This is a genomic window from Sphingomonas bacterium (assembly GCF_903642285.1).
Taxonomy (GTDB): domain Bacteria; phylum Pseudomonadota; class Alphaproteobacteria; order Sphingomonadales; family Sphingomonadaceae; genus Sphingomonas.
On record NZ_CAHJWJ010000039.1, the window covers coordinates 1 to 16,386 of the forward strand.

A 16,386-nucleotide genomic window follows, 5' to 3' on the forward strand; every position below is an offset into this window, starting at 1 on the left:
GGCTTCGCGCGCGAGGTGCTGCAGCAACTGCCGATGGAGTTCGCGGTCGAGGCGCAGAAGCTGCTGGGGATTTCGCTCGAGGGGTCGGTCGGTTGAACCTATCGGCGCGAGATGATGCGAAGCGCCTGAACACCCCTCCCCTTCGGGGGAGGGGCCGGGGGTGGGGCCTATCAGCAGAATTCCTCGCGTTGTTGCACAAGCGCGCCGCCGACATGCGCCGCAATCCGACCGAACCCGAGAAATGGCTCTGGCGGTCTTTGTCCAATGGACAGGCGGACGGTTACAAATTTCGCCGTCAATCGGTCGTCAACCGCTTCATTGCCGACTTTTTGTGTCCGCAAAAGGCGCTGATCGTCGAGGTCGATGGCGATACGCATGACGAAGCGAAGGACCGGTTGCGTGACGATGTGTTGGGCGCGCTGGGTTTTCGCGTTCTGCGCGTGACCAATCACGATGTTATGGGCAATCTCGATGGAGTGTTCGCGGCGATCCTCACCGCGCTGAACGCCACGCCGGATTGCTGGGCGAGGCCCCACCCCCACCCCCACCCCTCCCCTGAAGGGGAGGGGCTTGAAAGATGACTATGCTTAAAATCGAAAACCTCCACGCCGAGATCGACGGCAAGGAAATCCTCAAGGGCCTGTCGCTCACCGTGAACGCGGGCGAAGTGCATGCGATCATGGGGCCGAACGGCGCGGGGAAGTCGACGCTGGGCTATGTGCTCGGCGGGCGGCCGGGGTATGCGGTGACGGGGGGTTCCGTTCTCTTCCACCCCTGCGCAGGCGGGGGCCCAGTGGCTACGTCCACGGTTGCGGAGGGTATCGGTTCCCGTCCACAACCTGCGCGTCTGGGCTCCCGCCTTCGCGGGAGTGGAGAAGACGTGCGGGAGGATGCAAAGGACGGCTGGATCGACCTCCTCGCGCTCGAAGCGCATGAGCGCGCCGCGGCGGGGGTGTTCCTCGGCTTCCAGTATCCGGTCGAGATCCCCGGTGTGTCCAACGTGCAGTTCCTGCGCGAGTCGCTCAACGCGCAGCGCGCCAGCCGCGACGAGAAGCCGTTGTCGGGTGCGGAGTTCCTGAAGCTCGCGCGCGGGCAGGCCGATCTGCTGGGGATGGATCACGACATGCTCAAGCGGCCGGTGAATGTCGGCTTTTCGGGCGGCGAGAAGAAGCGCAACGAGATGGTGCAGATGGGCATCGTGAACCCGAAGTTCGCGATCCTGGACGAGACCGACAGCGGGCTCGACATCGATGCGCTGCGCGTCGTCGGCGACGGGATCAACCGGATCATGCGCGCGCCCGACAAGGCGGTGCTGCTGATCACGCATTACCAGCGGTTGCTCGATTATGTGGAGCCGGATTTCGTCCACGTGCTGGCGGACGGGCGGATCGTGCGGAGTGGCGGGCCGGAGCTGGCGAAGCAGCTTGAGGCCGAGGGCTATGTGGGGATCGCGGCGTGAGCATTCTTCGTTCCCCGGCGAAGGCCGGGGCCCAGCGCCTAAACAAAAACCGGTGCGCCAGCACCATCGCCGCTGCGCGGCGAGCCTGGGCCCCGGCCTTCGCCGGGGAACTGACGTGAGTCTCCTCGAACTCCCCTCCACCCGCGCCGAGGCTTGGCGCTGGGCCGATTTCGGCGCACTGTCCGCCGCCGCTGCGCTCGCGCCGGTGGCGTATGGCGAGGCGGATCATTTCCTCGATCTGCCCGGTGCGCGGTTGCTGTTCGTGGATGGCGTCCTCGACGAAGGCCGCAGCGACCTGCGCCGCGTGACGATAGCGGACCTGTCCGGCAGCGACCATGTCCTGGGCAGGCATGCCGCGGGCAAGGGCTGGTCGCTCCGGCTCGACCGGGACGCGGTCGCGGAGCCGGTGCAGATCGTCCATGTCGCGACCGGCGGCGAGAACCATCTTCCCGCCGAGATCGTCCTCGCCGACGATGCCGCGGCGCAGGTCGTCGAGACCTTCGTCGGTGCCGGCTGGTCGAACCGGTCGACGCGGATCGCGCTGGGTCGTGCCGCACGATTGATGCGGTCGGTGCGGTTGCTGCAGGCGGCGGGTTTTTCGTCGATGCGCGAAGAGGTCGAACTCGGCGCGGGTGCCAGCCTCGTCGCCGTCTTCCTCGGTGCTGGCAGGGCCGGCACGCGGATCGACGGTGCGGTGACGATGGCGGGCGAGGGGGCCTATGCCGAATTCGGCGGCGCGCTGCTGACCGCGGGCGATCAGCGGCAGGAATGCGCGGTACGCGTGCGCCATGCCGCGCCCAACGGCCAGTCGCATCAATTGTGGCGCGCGGTGGCGGCGGATCGCTCGACCGCCAGCCTCGCCGCTGCGGTCGAGGTCGCGCGGCATGCGCAGAAGACCGATGGCGAGCAATCGCTGCGCGGGCTGCTGTTGCAGCGGACGGCGACGGTGAATCTGAAGCCCGAGCTGGAGATCTTCGCCGACGACGTGAAGTGCGCGCACGGCGCGACGGTCGGCGAACTGGACGCGCGGGCCCTGTTCTACATGCAGTCGCGCGGCATCCCGCGCCCACGCGCGCAGGCGCTGCTGACGCGCGCGTTCGTGGCGGATGCGATCGACCGGATCGGGGACGAGGTCGTGCGCGCGGCGTTCGCGAGCGATGCGGATGCCTGGTTGGAGCTTGCGTTGTGAGCGCCGTCGACACATTCCTCCCCGGGACGGAGTTCGGGGTTGGATTGCCCCCGGCAATCCAAGATCGTGCTGGGAGCACGATCGACCCCAAACTGGGGACCAGCGCAGCTGGTGGAGGGGGGGCGGTCACGAGCGACGCGCTCGCGGATAACCCCCTCCACCACCAGCCTTCGGCTGGCGGTTCCCCTCCCTGTCCCGGGGAGGATTTGCAAGCTCTCGACGCGCTGTCCGACTTTCCCGCTATTCCCGCCGGCTGGGCGTATCTCGATACCGCCGCGACCGCGCAGAAGCCGCAGGCCGTCGTCGACGCGATCACGCGCGCCTATGGCCAGACCTACGCCACCGTCCACCGCGGTGTGTACCAGCGGTCGGCGGACATGACGCTCGCCTTTGAGGCGGCACGCAACCGGGTCGCGGCATTCATCGGTGGTCGCCCCGACGAATGCGTCTTCGTGCGCGGTGCGACCGAGGCGATCAACTTGGTCGCGACCTGCTGGGCGCGCGAGCGGCTGAAGCCCGGCGATCGCATCCTGCTCTCCACGCTGGAGCATCACAGCAACATCGTGCCCTGGCAGATGGCGGCCGAGGCGACGGGGGCTGCGATCGACGTCTGCCCGCTGACGCCGGACGGCGCGATCGACCTCGACGCGATGGCGGCGATGCTGACCCCGGCGCACAAGATGGTGGCGCTGTCGCATGTGTCGAACGTGCTCGGATCGGTGCTGGACGCGAAGCGTGCGAGCGATCTGGCGCACGGTGTCGGCGCGAAGATCCTGATCGACGGCTGCCAGGCGATCCCGCGAATGCCCGTCGACGTCGCCGCGATCGGCTGCGATTTCTACGTCTTCTCGGGCCACAAGCTCTACGGCCCGACCGGGATCGGCGTGTTGTGGGGCCGGGCCGAGCTGCTCGAACGGATGCCGCCCTATCAGGGCGGTGGCTCGATGATCGACCGGGTGACGTTCGAACGCACGACCTATGCGCCGCCGCCGGGCCGATTCGAAGCGGGGACGCCGCATATCGTCGGTGTCGTCGGCCTGCATGCCGCGATCGATTATGTCGATGCGCTGGGGCTGGAGGCGATCCACGCGCACGAGGGCGCGCTGGTGGCGCAGACCCGCGCGGCGCTGTCCGCGCTCAACAGCGTGCGCGTGCTGGGACCGGCGGCGTCCGCGGGGATTGTCAGTTTCGTGGTCGAGGGGGTGCATCCGCACGACGTCGCCACCATCTTGGACGAAGGGCGTGTGGCGATCCGTGCGGGCCATCACTGCGCGCAGCCGCTGATGGCGGCGCTGGGCGTCGAGGCGACCGCGCGGGCGAGCTTCGGCGTGTATAACGGACCGCAGGATGTCGATGCGCTGGTCAAGGGCATCGAACGGGTAACGAGGATATTCGGATGAACGACAGTATCCGCATCGAGGAAGTCGACCATGTCGACGCCCCGCCCAAGGCGCGGGTGGAGGATGTGCGCGACACGTTCGAGCGCAAGCGCGACTATCTCGACGGGTTCCTGGCGCAGAAGCCGGTCGCCGAAGCCCCCGGCGCGGTCGGTGGTGCGCTGTACGAGGCGGTGATCGATGCGCTGAAGGATATATACGATCCCGAAATCCCGGTGAACATCTACGATCTCGGGCTGATCTACGGCGTCGAGATCGTCGGCGACGCGCATGCCGTGGTGACGATGACGCTGACGACGCCGCATTGTCCGGTCGCGGAATCGATGCCCGGCGAGGTCGAGATGCGCGTGTGTACCGTGCCCGGCATCGCGACCGCGGACGTCGATCTGGTGTGGGACCCGCCCTGGGACCCGCAGAAGATGTCCGACGATGCGAAGCTAGAGTTGGGGATGTTGTGATGTGGCAGGGGATTCAGGCTGCCGTTCGTCCTGAGCTTGTCGAAGGACATGTTCCGCGCGGATCGCCAGCTGCACGTGCTTCGACAAGCTCAGCACGAACGGAGGTTTTGTGACCGACATCCGGACTCGCCAACGCCCCGCCGCGCTCAACCTGACCGCCTCCGCATATGCGCGTATCGCCGACCTGATGGCGAAGGCCCCCGCGAACGCGATCGGGGTCAAGCTGTCGACGCCGAAGCGCGGCTGTTCGGGGCTTGCCTATTCGGTCGACTATGTGACCGACGCCAAGCCGTTCGACGAAGTCATCGCGACGCCCGGCGGGACGCTATACGTCGATGGCGGGTCGATCCTGTACCTGATCGGATCGACGATGGACTGGGTCGAGGACGATTTCGCCGCAGGCTTCGTCTTCGCCAATCCCAACGCCAAGGGCGCATGCGGCTGCGGCGAGAGCTTCACGGTCTAGCGTCCACCCGTTCCGGTCTGTATCCCCGCCCGAAAAGGGGACGAAATCATGAAACGGACGATCGCACTGGCGACCTTGCTCGCCGCGACATCGGCCAGTGCGCAGACCATGCCCGCCGGGATCGACCGCACCGCGATCGACGCCAAGGTGAAGCCGGGCGACGATTTCGAGCAATATGCGAACGGCGCGTGGCGGGCGCAGGCAGTCATTCCGCCCGATCGGGCCTCGATCGGCGCGTTCCTGACGACCGCGATGCTGTCCGAACAGCGCAACGCGCAGATCATCGCGGAAGCGACGGCCGCCGACGCCGCGCCGGGGACCGAGACTCGCAAGATCGCGGATTATTATACCGCCTATATGGACACGGCCGGGATCGAGGCGCGGGGTCTCGCGCCGCTCAAGGGCGAATTCGCCGCCATCGCCGCGCTGGAGGACAAGCGCGATCTGTCGCGGATGCTGGGCGCGAACGTCCGTGCCGATGTCGATCCGCTCAACGTGGATAATTTCCATACCCCCAACATCATCGGCCTGTTCGTCTCGCAGTCGCTGGATGCGCCGACGGTGACGGTGTCGTACGTGCTGCAGGGTGGCCTGGGGCTCGGCGACCGCGATTATTACCTGTCGAAGGACGCGTCGATGGTGGAGATCCGTCAGGCGTACCAGGCCTATGTCGCGAAGCTCCTGACGTTGTCGGGCTTCGCCGATGCGGATGCCCGCGCCGCCGCGATCGTGGCGCTGGAGACCAAGATCGCGACCGTACATGAAAGTCTGGTCGACAGCCAGGACGTCCACAAGGCGGACAATCCGTGGAAGCGTGCCGACTTCGCCGCGAAGGCACCAGGCATCGACTGGTCGGTCTTCTGGCCCGCCGTCGGGCTTGGCAAACAGGTCGACTTCGTCGCGTGGCAACCCGCGGCGATCACCGGCTTGTCTGCGCTGGTCGCCAGCGAACCGCTGTCGGTCTGGCAGGACTGGCTTCGCTTCCACCGTGTCGATGCGGTGACGTCGGTGCTGCCCGCCGCCTTCTACGATGCCAGCTTCGCGTTTTACGGCAAGATGGTGAACGGCGCGCAAGTCCCCCGCCCGCGGGAGAAACGGGCGATCGGTGCGGTGAACGGCGCGCTCGGCGATGCGGTCGGGCGGCTGTACGTGAAGCAGTATTTCCCCGCTTCGTCCAAGGCGGATATCCAGGCGATGGTGAAGGACATCCTGGCTGCGTTCGACGCGCGCGTCGTGGCGCTCGACTGGATGGCACCGAGCACCAAGGCGGAGGCGCGAGCGAAGATCGAGGGAACCGTCGTCGGGATCGGCTATCCCGAGACCTTTGCCGATTACACCCAGCTCACGGTCCGCGCGGACGATCCGGTCGGCAATATGGAACGGGCCGGTATCGCGCAGACGAAGCGGCAACTGGCGAAGATCGGACGTCCGGTCGATCGCCACGAATGGTGGATGACGCCGCAGCTGGTGAACGCGGTCAACCTGCCGCTGCAGAACGCGTTGAATTTCCCGGCGGCGATCCTGGAGGTGCCCTTCTACGACCCGCACCGGGATGCCGCCGCGAACTACGGCGCGATCGGGGCGGTGATCGGTCACGAGATCAGCCACGGGTTCGACAATACCGGCGCGGATTTCGATTCGACCGGCCGGTTGCGCAACTGGTGGACACCCGCCGATCTCGCGCGGTTCGATGCGCAGGGGAAGAGGCTGGTCGCGCAATATGACGCGTACGAACCGCTGCCGGGGCTGCATGTCAACGGGCAGCAGACGCTGGGCGAGAACATCGCGGATGTCGCCGGGCTGACCGCGGCGGTCGACGCCTATCATGCGTCGCTCGGCGGCAAGCCTGCGCCGGTGATCGACGGCATGACGGGCGACCAGCGCCTGTTCCTGGCCTTCGCGCAGGTCTGGCAATCCAAGGCGCGGGACAAGGCGTTGCGCGCGGGGATCGCGACCGACGGCCATGCGCCCGCGCGCTACCGCGCGGAGACGGTACGCAACCTCGATGCCTGGTACGACGCGTTCGGGGTGAAGCCCGGCGATGCGCTGTATCTCCCCGCCGACCAGCGAGTGCACATCTGGTGAGCGGCAAAGGCGCGACCGGTCTGTTCCGGCTGAAGACCATCGTCGAACAGCCGCCCGGGCGTCGCCTGGCGCGGACGCTGTCCTGGCCGCATCTGGTGGCGCTCGGGGTCGGCGCGATCGTCGGCACGGGAATCCTGACGCTGATCGGCGTCGGTGCGGACCGCGCGGGGCCGGCGGTCATCCTGTCCTTCGTCGTCGCCGGCGCGATCTGCGCCTGCGCCGCGCTCGCATACGCCGAAATGGCGACGATGATCCCGGCGTCGGGCAGTGCCTATACCTATAGCTATGTCGTGCTGGGCGAGGTGATCGCGTGGGTGATCGGCTGGTCGCTGATCCTCGAATATTCGCTGGTGGTGTCGGCCGTGGCGGTCGGCTGGTCGGGCTATGCCGCGCCGTTGCTGGCGTCGTTGGGCTTTCCCGCCTCGCTGGCGAACGGGCCGTCGCTCGGCGGCGTCGTCAATGTTCCGGCGATCGGCATCATCTGGGTGGTGGCCGGGCTCTTGATGCTGGGCACGCGGGAAAGCGCGACGCTGAACGCGGTGCTGGTGATCGTGAAGCTGATCGCGCTCGCGGTCTTCGTCGCGGTCGCGCTGCCGCATTTCGATGCGGCCAATCTGCACCCGTTCGCGCCGTTCGGCTTCGCCAGGCATATCGGCGCGGACGGCACCGCGCGCGGCATGATGGCGGCGGCGGCGATCATCTTCTTCGCCTTCTACGGCTTCGACGCGATCTCGACCGCGGCGGAGGAGACTAAGAATCCGGGACGCGATCTGGCGATCGGGATCGTCGGGTCGATGCTCGCCTGCGTGGTGATCTACATGCTCGTCGCGGTCGCGGCGGTGGGGGCGCTCGGCTTTGCGCGCTTCGCCGATAGTCCGGAGCCGCTGGCGCTGATCCTGCGCGAGATCGGGCGGCCTGGGGTCGCGAATTTCCTGGCGGTGTCCGCGGTCATCGCCTTGCCGACGGTGCTGCTCGGGTTCCTGTACGGGCAGAGCCGCATCTTCTTCGTGATGGCGCGCGACGGGCTGCTGCCGCGGACGCTGGCGAAGGTGTCGGCCCGCGGGACGCCGGTGCGCATCACTATCCTGACCGCGGTGCTGGTGTCGGTCATCGCGGGGCTGATGCCGATCGATGCGATCGCGGCGCTCGCGAATGCGGGGACGCTGGCGGCGTTCACCGCGGTCTGCGTCTGCATGCTGGTGATGCGCCGCCGTGCGCCGGATCGCGAACGCCCCTTCCGCACGCCGGCGGCGACGCTGGTCGGGACGATCGGCATCGTCGGTTGCCTCTATCTGTTCTTCAGCCTGCCGCCGCGGACCGAGCTGTATTTCCTAATCTGGAACGGGGTCGGGTTGATTGTCTATGCCGCCTGGGGTCGCGGGCGGGCCACGGCGGCGCGACAATAGATATAGTTTAAGGTATCGAATGCCATCGCCCGGTAATGGACATGCGCCAGTAAGGCTCGTCCGCGTGCCCTCCCCCCTGTAACGCGGAACCCGGGCCTTTCAAGCGCGGGGGTCCTACCCTGAACTCCGGGGCGGTCCACTTGGGCCGCCCTTTTTTTGGCGGCGAGACGCGAACCACGCCCGTCGCCCCGGCCTTGAGCCGGGGTGACGAGGGTTGGCCTCAGGCCGCCAGGTTGCGCAGCACATACTGAAGGATGCCGCCGTTCAGGAAATATTCCAGCTCGTTGACGGTATCGATCCGGCAGCGCGTGACGACGGTCTCGCTGGTGCCGTCGGCGCGGGTCAGCAGCATATCGACGTCCTGGCGCGGACGGATCGCGGCGACGCCCCGGATCGTGAACGTCTCCGATCCGTCCAGCTTCAGCGTCTCGCGAGTCGTGCCGTCCTGGAACTGCAGCGGCAGGACGCCCATCCCGACCAGGTTCGACCGGTGGATGCGCTCGAAGCTCTCGGTGATGACCGCGCGCACGCCGAGCAGGTTGGTGCCCTTCGCCGCCCAGTCGCGCGATGATCCGGTGCCGTATTCCTTGCCGGCGACGATGACGAGCGGCGTGCCGTCCGCCTTGTAGCGCATGGCCGCGTCGTAGATCGCCATGACCTCGCCGTCATATTTGGTCATCCCGCCCTCGATGCCGGGGACCATCTCGTTCTTGATGCGGATATTGGCGAAGGTGCCGCGCATCATCACGTCGTGGTTGCCGCGCCGCGCGCCATAGCTGTTGAAGTCCAGGCGGCTGACCTGATGCTCCTGCAGGAACTTGCCCGCGGGCGAATCGGCCTTGATGCTGCCGGCGGGGGAGATGTGGTCGGTGGTGATCGAATCGCCCAGGATCGCGAGCGGCTTCGCCTCGATGATGTCCATCACCGGGGCGGGGGTCATCGACATGCCCTCGAAATAGGGCGGGTTGGCGATGTAGGTCGATCCGGCGCGCCACTGATAGGTGTCCGATCCGGTGACCGCGATCCCCGACCATTTGGCGTCGCCCTGATAGACGTTGCCGTACCGGTTGCTGAACATGCCCGCATCGATATTGGCATCCATGACGGTGCGGACCTCGTCGTTGCTCGGCCAGATGTCCTTCAGATACACGTCGGTGCCGTCCGTTCCCTGGCCGATCGGTGTCTCCACCATGTCGGTGGTGACGGTGCCCTTCAGCGCATAGGCGACGACGAGTGGCGGCGAGGCGAGGAAGTTCGCGCGCACGTCCGGCGACACGCGGCCTTCGAAATTGCGATTGCCCGACAGGACCGAGGCGGCGACGATGTCGTTGGCGTTGATCGCCTTCGAGATCGGCTCCGCAAGCGGGCCCGAATTGCCGATGCACGTGGTGCAGCCATAGCCGACGAGGTTGAACCCCATCGCGTTCAGGTCCTCGGTCAATCCCGCCTTGTCGAGATAGTCGGTGACCACTTGGCTGCCCGGCGCGAGCGAGGTCTTCACCCAGGGCTTGGGATGCAGCCCGAATGCCCGCGCCTTGCGCGCGACGAGGCCGGCGGCGACGAGCACCGACGGGTTCGACGTGTTGGTGCAGCTGGTGATCGCGGCGATCACCACGTCGCCGTCGCCGATGTCGTGGTCGCGGTCGTCGACGGCGACGCGGTCGGGGCGTTCCTTGTGGTAGATCTTGAACAGATCGCCGTTGAACACCTCGTCGACCTTGTTCAGCGACACCTTGTCCTGCGGGCGCTTCGGCCCGGCGAGCGAGGGGACGACGCTGCCCATGTCGAGTTCGAGCGTATCGGTGAAGACCGGATCGGGCGCGTCGTCGTGCCGCCAGAAGCCGTTTTCCTTCGCATAGGCTTCGACCAGCGCGATGTTCTCGTCGCTGCGGGCGGTCAGGCGCATATAGTCGATCGTCCGCTCGTCGATCGGGAAGAAGCCGCAGGTCGCGCCATATTCGGGGGCCATGTTCGCGATCGTCGCGCGGTCCGCGAGCGTCATCGCGCCGAGACCGGGGCCGTAGAATTCGACGAAGCGGCCGACGACGCCCTTCGCGCGCAGCATCTGCGTGACGGTCAGCACCAGGTCGGTCGCGGTGATGCCCTCGCCGAGCTTGCCGGTCAGCTTGAAGCCGACGACTTCGGGGATCAGCATCGACACCGGCTGGCCGAGCATCGCCGCCTCCGCCTCGATCCCGCCGACGCCCCAGCCGAGTACGCCCAAGCCGTTGATCATCGTCGTGTGGCTGTCGGTGCCGACCAAAGTGTCGGGATAGGCCACCGGGTTGCCGTCACCATATTCGCCGCTGGCATTCGACGACCAGACCGCCTGGCCGATATATTCGAGATTGACCTGGTGGCAGATGCCCGTCCCCGGCGGCACGACGGAGAAATTGTCGAGCGCCTTCGACCCCCATTTCAGGAACTCGTAGCGTTCGATGTTGCGCGCATATTCCAGCTCGACATTGTCCGCGAACGCTTGCGGGGTGCCGAATTCGTCGACCATCACGCTATGGTCGATGACGAGGTGGACGGGGACTTGCGGATTGATCTTTTCCGGGTCGCCGCCCAGTTTCGTCATCGCGTCGCGCATCGCCGCCAGGTCGACCACGCACGGCACGCCGGTGAAATCCTGCATCAGCACGCGCGCGGGGCGATACTGGATTTCGCGGTCCGACCGGCGTTCCTTCTGCCAGTCGACGATCGCCTGGATATCCGTCTCGGTCACGGTCTTGCCGTCTTCGAAGCGGAGCATGTTTTCCAGCAGGACCTTCATCGAGAAGGGGAGGCGGCTGATGTCGCCATATTTCGCCGCCGCCTTCGCCAGACTGAAATAGGTGTAGCTCTTGCCGCCGGCGGTGAGCGTGGTGCGGGCGTCGATGGTATCCTGGCCGATGGCGGTCATGCGGGTCCTTCCCGGGTGATGCGGGCCACGCATAGGCGCTCGGGGAAGGGCGGCGGGGGCCGCGCGGGCGCGTGCGGGACCGGCGAATGCGGTGCGTGGGGGGCGCCTTAGCAAGGGGGCGCGGGCGGGGGAAGGGTGATGGCAATGGCGCTATCACGACTTCGGTTGATATATTCTCTCCGTTCGCCCTGAGCTTGTCGAAGGGCATGAGTCCCAATGCCCTTCGACAAGCTCAGGGCGAACGGGATATGAGCAGGGGTGGATTCCCAGATAGCATTTGGACGGAGAGATGATGCGCCAGATGATCACCCAGGTTACGCTGATGCTGGCACCGGCCATTGCGGCCACCGCGCAGACACCCGTGCCAAGACCGACGCCGATGCGGCAAATCGCGTGTTCATTTCCCACGCCACTTCCGCCTGCCTATCTATCGTTCGCGCAGCCGACGTGGGTGATGCGAGCCCGCGGCGCGTCTATGAACAAGGCATTGATGCTCGATTTGATTACCCGCACGCATTTCATGACGGTACCGGGGCACAAACCTGCAACAGGCACCTTTGGCGGCATGGTCGGCTTCAACGTGACAATGCCGGGTGTCTATCATGTCGCTATCGGATCGGCCGTTTGGGTCGACGTCATCAAAGGGCGTGCAAAGATAGAGCCGACTGGCCACCAGCCAGGACCGACCTGCACCGTTGTCCGCAAGATCGTCGACTTCACGCTTGAGCCGGGACGCTACACGCTGCAATTTTCCAGCAGCGCGCAACCCATCGTCGTCTTCGAGGTCGTCAAGGACTCGTGATCGTTCAGCGCCCCACCGCCGTGTAGACGAAACCGGCCGCCTCGAGCTGATCGCGGCGATAGACGTTGCGCAGGTCGACCATGACCGGCGTCGCCATCGTCTCCGCCAGTCGCGGCAGATCGAGCGCGCGGAACACGTCCCATTCGGTGACCAGTACGACCGCATCCGCCCCCGCCGCCGCATCATAGGCGTCGCGTGCGTAATGGATCGCGGGCATCAGCGCCTTCGCCGCTTCGGCCCCTTCCGGATCGAACGCGCGCACGGTGACGCCTGCATCGGCCAGCGCGGTCGCGATCGCGATCGAGGGCGCGTCGCGCATGTCGTCGGTGTTGGGTTTGAACGTCAGGCCGAGCAGCGCGACCGTCTTGCCGCGGTGGTCGCCCCCCGGGTCGTTGGCACCGAGAGCCTTCAGGACCTTGCGGCCCATCGCGCGCTTGCGGCTGTCGTTCACCTTCACGACCGCCTCGACGATGTGGACCGGCGAGTCGTAATCCTCCGCGGTCTTCAGCAGCGCGAGCGTGTCCTTGGGGAAGCAGGAACCGCCATAGCCGGGCCCGGCATGCAGGAACTTCTTGCCGATCCGGTTGTCCAGCCCGATCCCGCGGCTGACGTCGCGCACGTCCGCGCCCACCGCCTCGCACAAATCCGCGATCTCGTTGATGAATGTGATCTTGGTCGCGAGGAACGCGTTGGCGGCATATTTTATGAGTTCGGAGGTACGGCGGCCGGTGAAGACGATCGGACTCTCGCCCAGATAGAGCGGGCGATAGACCTGGCGCATCACCTCGCGTGCGCGTTCGCCGTCGTTCGCATCCTCGGTGCCGATGACGATCCGGTCGGGCCGCTTGAAATCGCCGATCGCCGCGCCCTCGCGCAGGAATTCGGGGTTGGAGACGACCGCGACATGGATGTCGGGGCGGTGGTCGCGCAGGATGTCCTGCACCCGGTCGCCGGTGCCGACCGGGACGGTCGATTTGGTGACGACGACGGTCGGCCCGGTCAGCGCGGCGGCGATCTCCTCGGTCGCGGCGAAGACATAGGACAGATCGGCATGGCCGTCGCCGCGTCTGGACGGCGTGCCGACCGCGATGAAGATCGCGTCCGCGCCCGCGACGGCACGCGCCAGATCGGTGGTGAAGGTCAGTCGCCCCGCCGCGACATTGGCGGCGACCAGCGCGTCGAGCCCGGGTTCGTAGATCGGCATACGCCCCGCCAGCAGCGCGGCGATCTTGCCCTCGTCCTTGTCGACGCACGTGACGTCGTGCCCGAAATCGGAAAAGCAGGCCCCCGACACGAGTCCGACATAGCCCGAACCGATCATCGTGATACGCATCGCGTTGCAACCCGCCGTTGATAGTGGCGCGCGGCATAGCCGATGAGACGGAAACCGCTAGCCGCCTGGAGCGTTTCGCACACACAATGACCGGATGATGGTCCGCAGAATCGTTTCGAACGGCCGGATCGCGGCAAGCGACGCCGACCGCACGTGATCTTGGCAGAGGAGCAAGAAGATGGCAGACGAAGTGAAGACGGCGACCGACCAGACCGCATCGACCGCGAAGACCAGCAAGGCGGCGGATGCGGCCAAGGCGGCAACCGACCGGATGCGCGAGGGTGCCGAGACGGCGCGCGGGGCATTCACCGACAAGGTCGTCGAACCCGCCAAGCGCGCGGGGGAAGCGATGAAGGAATCCGGACAGAAGATGGTCGAGGGCGGATCGAGGGTCGGCGTCAAGATGATCGATCAGGCGGAAAGCAACGCGCGCGAGGCATTCGCCGCGATGCGCGAGGCGGCGCGCGCGAAGGATCTGTCCGAGGTCATGAAGATCCAGGGCGACTATATGCGCGAACAGAGCCAACGCTCGATGGCACAGGCGCGCGAGATCGGCGAGTTGATCGCCCAGTTCGGTCGCGACGCGGTGGCACCGTTACGCCCTAAATAAACGGTCGCCTTTGCGGTGGCGATCGAAAGGTCGCCCCCGCCTTCGCTTCATTGTGCGACCGCGAGCGGTCGTTTGCGGATCATCGCGAGCAGGTCCCGCAGCACGGGCCGCGCGAAGGCGATGAGGAAGACGCCGTAGATCGCGCCTCCCGTCGTCACCAGGACGACCAGGTGGACGGGTGCGGCGAGCGTCGGCAGAACGCCGGTATCGATCGCGCTCACGCCGAGCGCCATCACGAGCGATGCCATCAGCGGCATCGCGATCGCGTCCGCGATCTGTCGTGCCCGCACCCCGATCGTCGGTAGCGATCGCCAGGCGCTGATCGCGAAGTAGAGCGGATAGGCGATCAGCCACGCGACGGCGAGCCCGACCGGTCCCCAATGCACCCCGACCAGGAAGCCGCAGGTGAGGATCGCCGCGCCCGTCGCGCCGTTGCGCACGCCGATCCCCGGCCGGCCGCGCGCGTCGCATGCCGGCTGGAGCAGGATCTGTAGCGTCATGAACGGCATCGCGAGCGCCAGCACATGAACGACGGGGACCATCTCCAGCCATTTGGTGCCGAGCACGGTGGTGACGAGCGGCTGCGCGGTCGCGGCGAGGCCCAGATAGAAGGGGAAGGCGGCGACCATCACCGCGCGGGTCGTGCGCAGAAACGCGCGCGCGGTCGCGGCATCGTCATGCTGGATCCGCGCGTAAGCCGAAAACGCCACTTCGTTCAGCGGTGGCACGAATTTCGAGACGAAGATCTGGGTCAGGAACAGGCTGGTCGTATAGATGCCGAGCATGTGCGGGCCGAACATGCGCCCGGCGATGAACACGTCCGCCTGGCTCTGCGCGAACCAGAAGAACTGGCCGAGCGCCATGACGCTGCCGTAGCGGGCGATGGTGCCTGCGCCGCGGAAATCGAAGCTGGGCCAGACCAGCGACCGTGCGCCCCATGTCATCATGCCCCCGCGCACCGCGAACAGGACGAGCGGTGCCAAGACCAGGGTCCAGACGCCGAGCCCTGCGGTCGCGCCGCCCAGCGCCGCGCTGGCGCTGGCGATCGATGCGACGATGTTGGCGCGCGCCTGACAGCGGAAATCCATGCGCCGCCCGAGCAGGGCATAAGGCAGCGCAATGAACGGCGTGGTGAGATAGAGGAGCGCCTGGACGCGCAGCATCTCGGCGACGACAGGTTGCCGGTAATAGGCTGCGGCGAACGGGGCGAGCAGCAGCTGCATGGCCGCGAGCCCGACGTTCAGCAGGATCAACATGCCGAAGAGCTGTCGCACCATGCGGGGGGTGACGTCGGGTTGCTGGATCACCCCGCTCGCCAGGCCATAGCCGTTCAGCATGTTGAGGAAGACGAGTACGACCTGCGCCATCGCGAACAGACCATAGTCGGCGGGGGCGAGCATCCGTATCACCAGAAACGTCGCCGCCCATTGCACGAGCTGCGCGACGATCTGGCTACCCGAACGCCACAGAACGGCACTTCGGACCTGCGCGGCGAGCAGTTCCTGCGCGCGATTCGGATTCTGCGTCGTCGATTTCATCGATCGGGCTCTACGGCCGACACCTTCATAAGCCGTGAATTGCGCGGTTTTCCGAGGGTTTGCCCGGCGACCGTAAGAAAATTGCAAAAAAGCATTTGACGGAGCGGAGCGCCTCACCTAGATGGATGTCACCGCAGCGGTGGGCCACACGGTTCGCTTCCGCGGTTACCAGAAACCAGGCGCTTAGGTCGCCCTCCGAAAAGAGGGTAGGCCAAGGCGTCGGTCTTTTGCGCTCTTTGACATTGTTGGTCAAGATGAAGGGACATGTGGGCGGCGGCTCCGGGTCCGACATTCAAGGTGTCGGGTGCTCGGTAGCAACAAGTCGTTCCATAGGTCCCATAACACATCCACAAAATATGTTATGTGCAGGAATGGCTCCTTGAAATGAGCGGTTCGGCCAGGGAATTCCACCTCGGCCGTATCGTACATAAACTTGAGAGTTTGATCATGGCTCAGAATGAACGCTGGCGGCATGCCTAACACATGCAAGTCGAACGAAGGCTTCGGCCTTAGTGGCGCACGGGTGCGTAACGCGTGGGAATCTGCCCCTCGGTTCGGAATAACAGCGAGAAATTGCTGCTAATACCGGATGATGACGTAAGTCCAAAGATTTATCGCCGAGGGATGAGCCCGCGTAGGATTAGCTAGTTGGTGTGGTAAAAGCGCACCAAGGCGACGATCCTTAGCTGGTCTGAGAGGATGATCAGCCACACTGGGACTGAGACACGGCCCAGACTC

13 protein-coding genes and 1 rRNA gene are annotated in these 16,386 nt (G+C 66.1%); 11 read left to right on the top strand and 3 right to left on the bottom strand.

The genetic code is table 11. From position 1 onward, the window contains the following. Positions 1-191 precede the first annotated feature (191 nt). From HUU99_RS14555 to HUU99_RS14590, 8 genes are all read left to right on the top strand, one after another. Positions 192-581: an endonuclease domain-containing protein gene (locus HUU99_RS14555; RefSeq protein ID WP_254603253.1), complete on the top strand. Its 390-nt coding sequence runs from the start codon at positions 192-194 to the stop codon at positions 579-581. A gap of 2 nt (positions 582-583) precedes the next feature. Continuing rightward, positions 584-1,459 (top strand): Fe-S cluster assembly ATPase SufC, encoded by an 876-nt coding sequence (gene sufC / locus HUU99_RS14560; protein ID WP_174287300.1) that lies wholly within the window; start codon positions 584-586, stop codon positions 1,457-1,459. 115 nt (positions 1,460-1,574) lie between these two features. Then, positions 1,575-2,648, top strand: a complete 1,074-nt coding sequence (locus HUU99_RS14565) for a SufD family Fe-S cluster assembly protein (RefSeq protein WP_254603255.1) — start codon at positions 1,575-1,577, stop codon at positions 2,646-2,648. A gap of 206 nt (positions 2,649-2,854) precedes the next feature. Further along, the gene (locus HUU99_RS14570) at positions 2,855-4,048 is read left to right on the top strand and encodes a cysteine desulfurase (protein ID WP_174287302.1); all 1,194 of its coding nucleotides are present in this window, start codon (positions 2,855-2,857) and stop codon (positions 4,046-4,048) included. Further along, positions 4,045-4,503 (top strand): SUF system Fe-S cluster assembly protein, encoded by a 459-nt coding sequence (locus HUU99_RS14575; protein ID WP_174287303.1) that lies wholly within the window; start codon positions 4,045-4,047, stop codon positions 4,501-4,503. The genes HUU99_RS14570 and HUU99_RS14575 overlap by 4 nt, the downstream gene beginning before the upstream one ends. 109 nt (positions 4,504-4,612) lie before the next feature. Beyond that, a complete protein-coding gene (locus tag HUU99_RS14580; RefSeq protein ID WP_174287304.1) occupies positions 4,613-4,969 on the top strand; it encodes a HesB/IscA family protein in 357 nt (118 codons plus the stop codon). 48 nt (positions 4,970-5,017) lie between these two features. Beyond that, entirely contained in the window at positions 5,018-7,054 is a 2,037-nt protein-coding gene (locus HUU99_RS14585) for a M13 family metallopeptidase (protein WP_174287305.1), read from the top strand. Positions 7,055-7,074: 20 nt separating this feature from the next. Beyond that, a complete protein-coding gene (locus HUU99_RS14590; protein ID WP_174287310.1) occupies positions 7,075-8,460 on the top strand; it encodes an amino acid permease in 1,386 nt (461 codons plus the stop codon). 220 nt (positions 8,461-8,680) lie between these two features. On the opposite strand, the gene acnA is transcribed toward HUU99_RS14590, so the two are convergent. Then, complete coding sequence (acnA, locus tag HUU99_RS14595) at positions 8,681-11,365, bottom strand: aconitate hydratase AcnA (RefSeq protein WP_174287306.1); 2,685 nt, start codon at positions 11,363-11,365, stop codon at positions 8,681-8,683. A gap of 292 nt (positions 11,366-11,657) precedes the next feature. Between acnA and HUU99_RS14600 the strand changes: the two genes are divergently transcribed. After that, positions 11,658-12,167: a hypothetical protein gene (locus HUU99_RS14600; protein ID WP_174287307.1), complete on the top strand. Its 510-nt coding sequence runs from the start codon at positions 11,658-11,660 to the stop codon at positions 12,165-12,167. Between the two features lie 4 nt (positions 12,168-12,171). On the opposite strand, the gene HUU99_RS14605 is transcribed toward HUU99_RS14600, so the two are convergent. Further along, positions 12,172-13,500 (bottom strand): UDP-glucose dehydrogenase family protein, encoded by a 1,329-nt coding sequence (locus HUU99_RS14605; protein WP_174287308.1) that lies wholly within the window; start codon positions 13,498-13,500, stop codon positions 12,172-12,174. 178 nt (positions 13,501-13,678) lie between these two features. Here HUU99_RS14605 and HUU99_RS14610 point away from each other — a divergent pair, with 178 nt between their 5' ends. Next, complete coding sequence (locus tag HUU99_RS14610; RefSeq protein WP_368039966.1) at positions 13,679-14,110, top strand: phasin family protein; 432 nt, start codon at positions 13,679-13,681, stop codon at positions 14,108-14,110. Between the two features lie 47 nt (positions 14,111-14,157). On the opposite strand, the gene HUU99_RS14615 is transcribed toward HUU99_RS14610, so the two are convergent. Continuing rightward, positions 14,158-15,648, bottom strand: coding sequence for a lipopolysaccharide biosynthesis protein (locus tag HUU99_RS14615; protein WP_174287309.1), 1,491 nt, complete (start codon positions 15,646-15,648; stop codon positions 14,158-14,160). Positions 15,649-16,077: 429 nt separating this feature from the next. On the opposite strand from HUU99_RS14615, the gene HUU99_RS14620 reads away from it, so the two are divergent. Then, positions 16,078-16,386, top strand: a 16S ribosomal RNA gene (locus HUU99_RS14620); the annotation flags it as partial.

Bases quoted from the DNA above. Each gene is read 5' to 3' on its own strand.
- HUU99_RS14575 (WP_174287303.1), top strand. From the start codon at position 4,045: ATGAACGACAGTATCCGCATCGAGGAAGTCGACCATGTCGACGCCCCG.
- acnA (WP_174287306.1), bottom strand. From the start codon at position 11,365: ATGACCGCCATCGGCCAGGATACCATCGACGCCCGCACCACGCTCACC.
- HUU99_RS14605 (WP_174287308.1), bottom strand. From the start codon at position 13,500: ATGCGTATCACGATGATCGGTTCGGGCTATGTCGGACTCGTGTCGGGG.
- sufC (WP_174287300.1), top strand. From the start codon at position 584: ATGCTTAAAATCGAAAACCTCCACGCCGAGATCGACGGCAAGGAAATC.
- HUU99_RS14585 (WP_174287305.1), top strand. From the start codon at position 5,018: ATGAAACGGACGATCGCACTGGCGACCTTGCTCGCCGCGACATCGGCC.
- HUU99_RS14600 (WP_174287307.1), top strand. From the start codon at position 11,658: ATGCGCCAGATGATCACCCAGGTTACGCTGATGCTGGCACCGGCCATT.
- HUU99_RS14615 (WP_174287309.1), bottom strand. From the start codon at position 15,648: ATGAAATCGACGACGCAGAATCCGAATCGCGCGCAGGAACTGCTCGCC.
- HUU99_RS14610 (WP_368039966.1), top strand. From the start codon at position 13,679: ATGGCAGACGAAGTGAAGACGGCGACCGACCAGACCGCATCGACCGCG.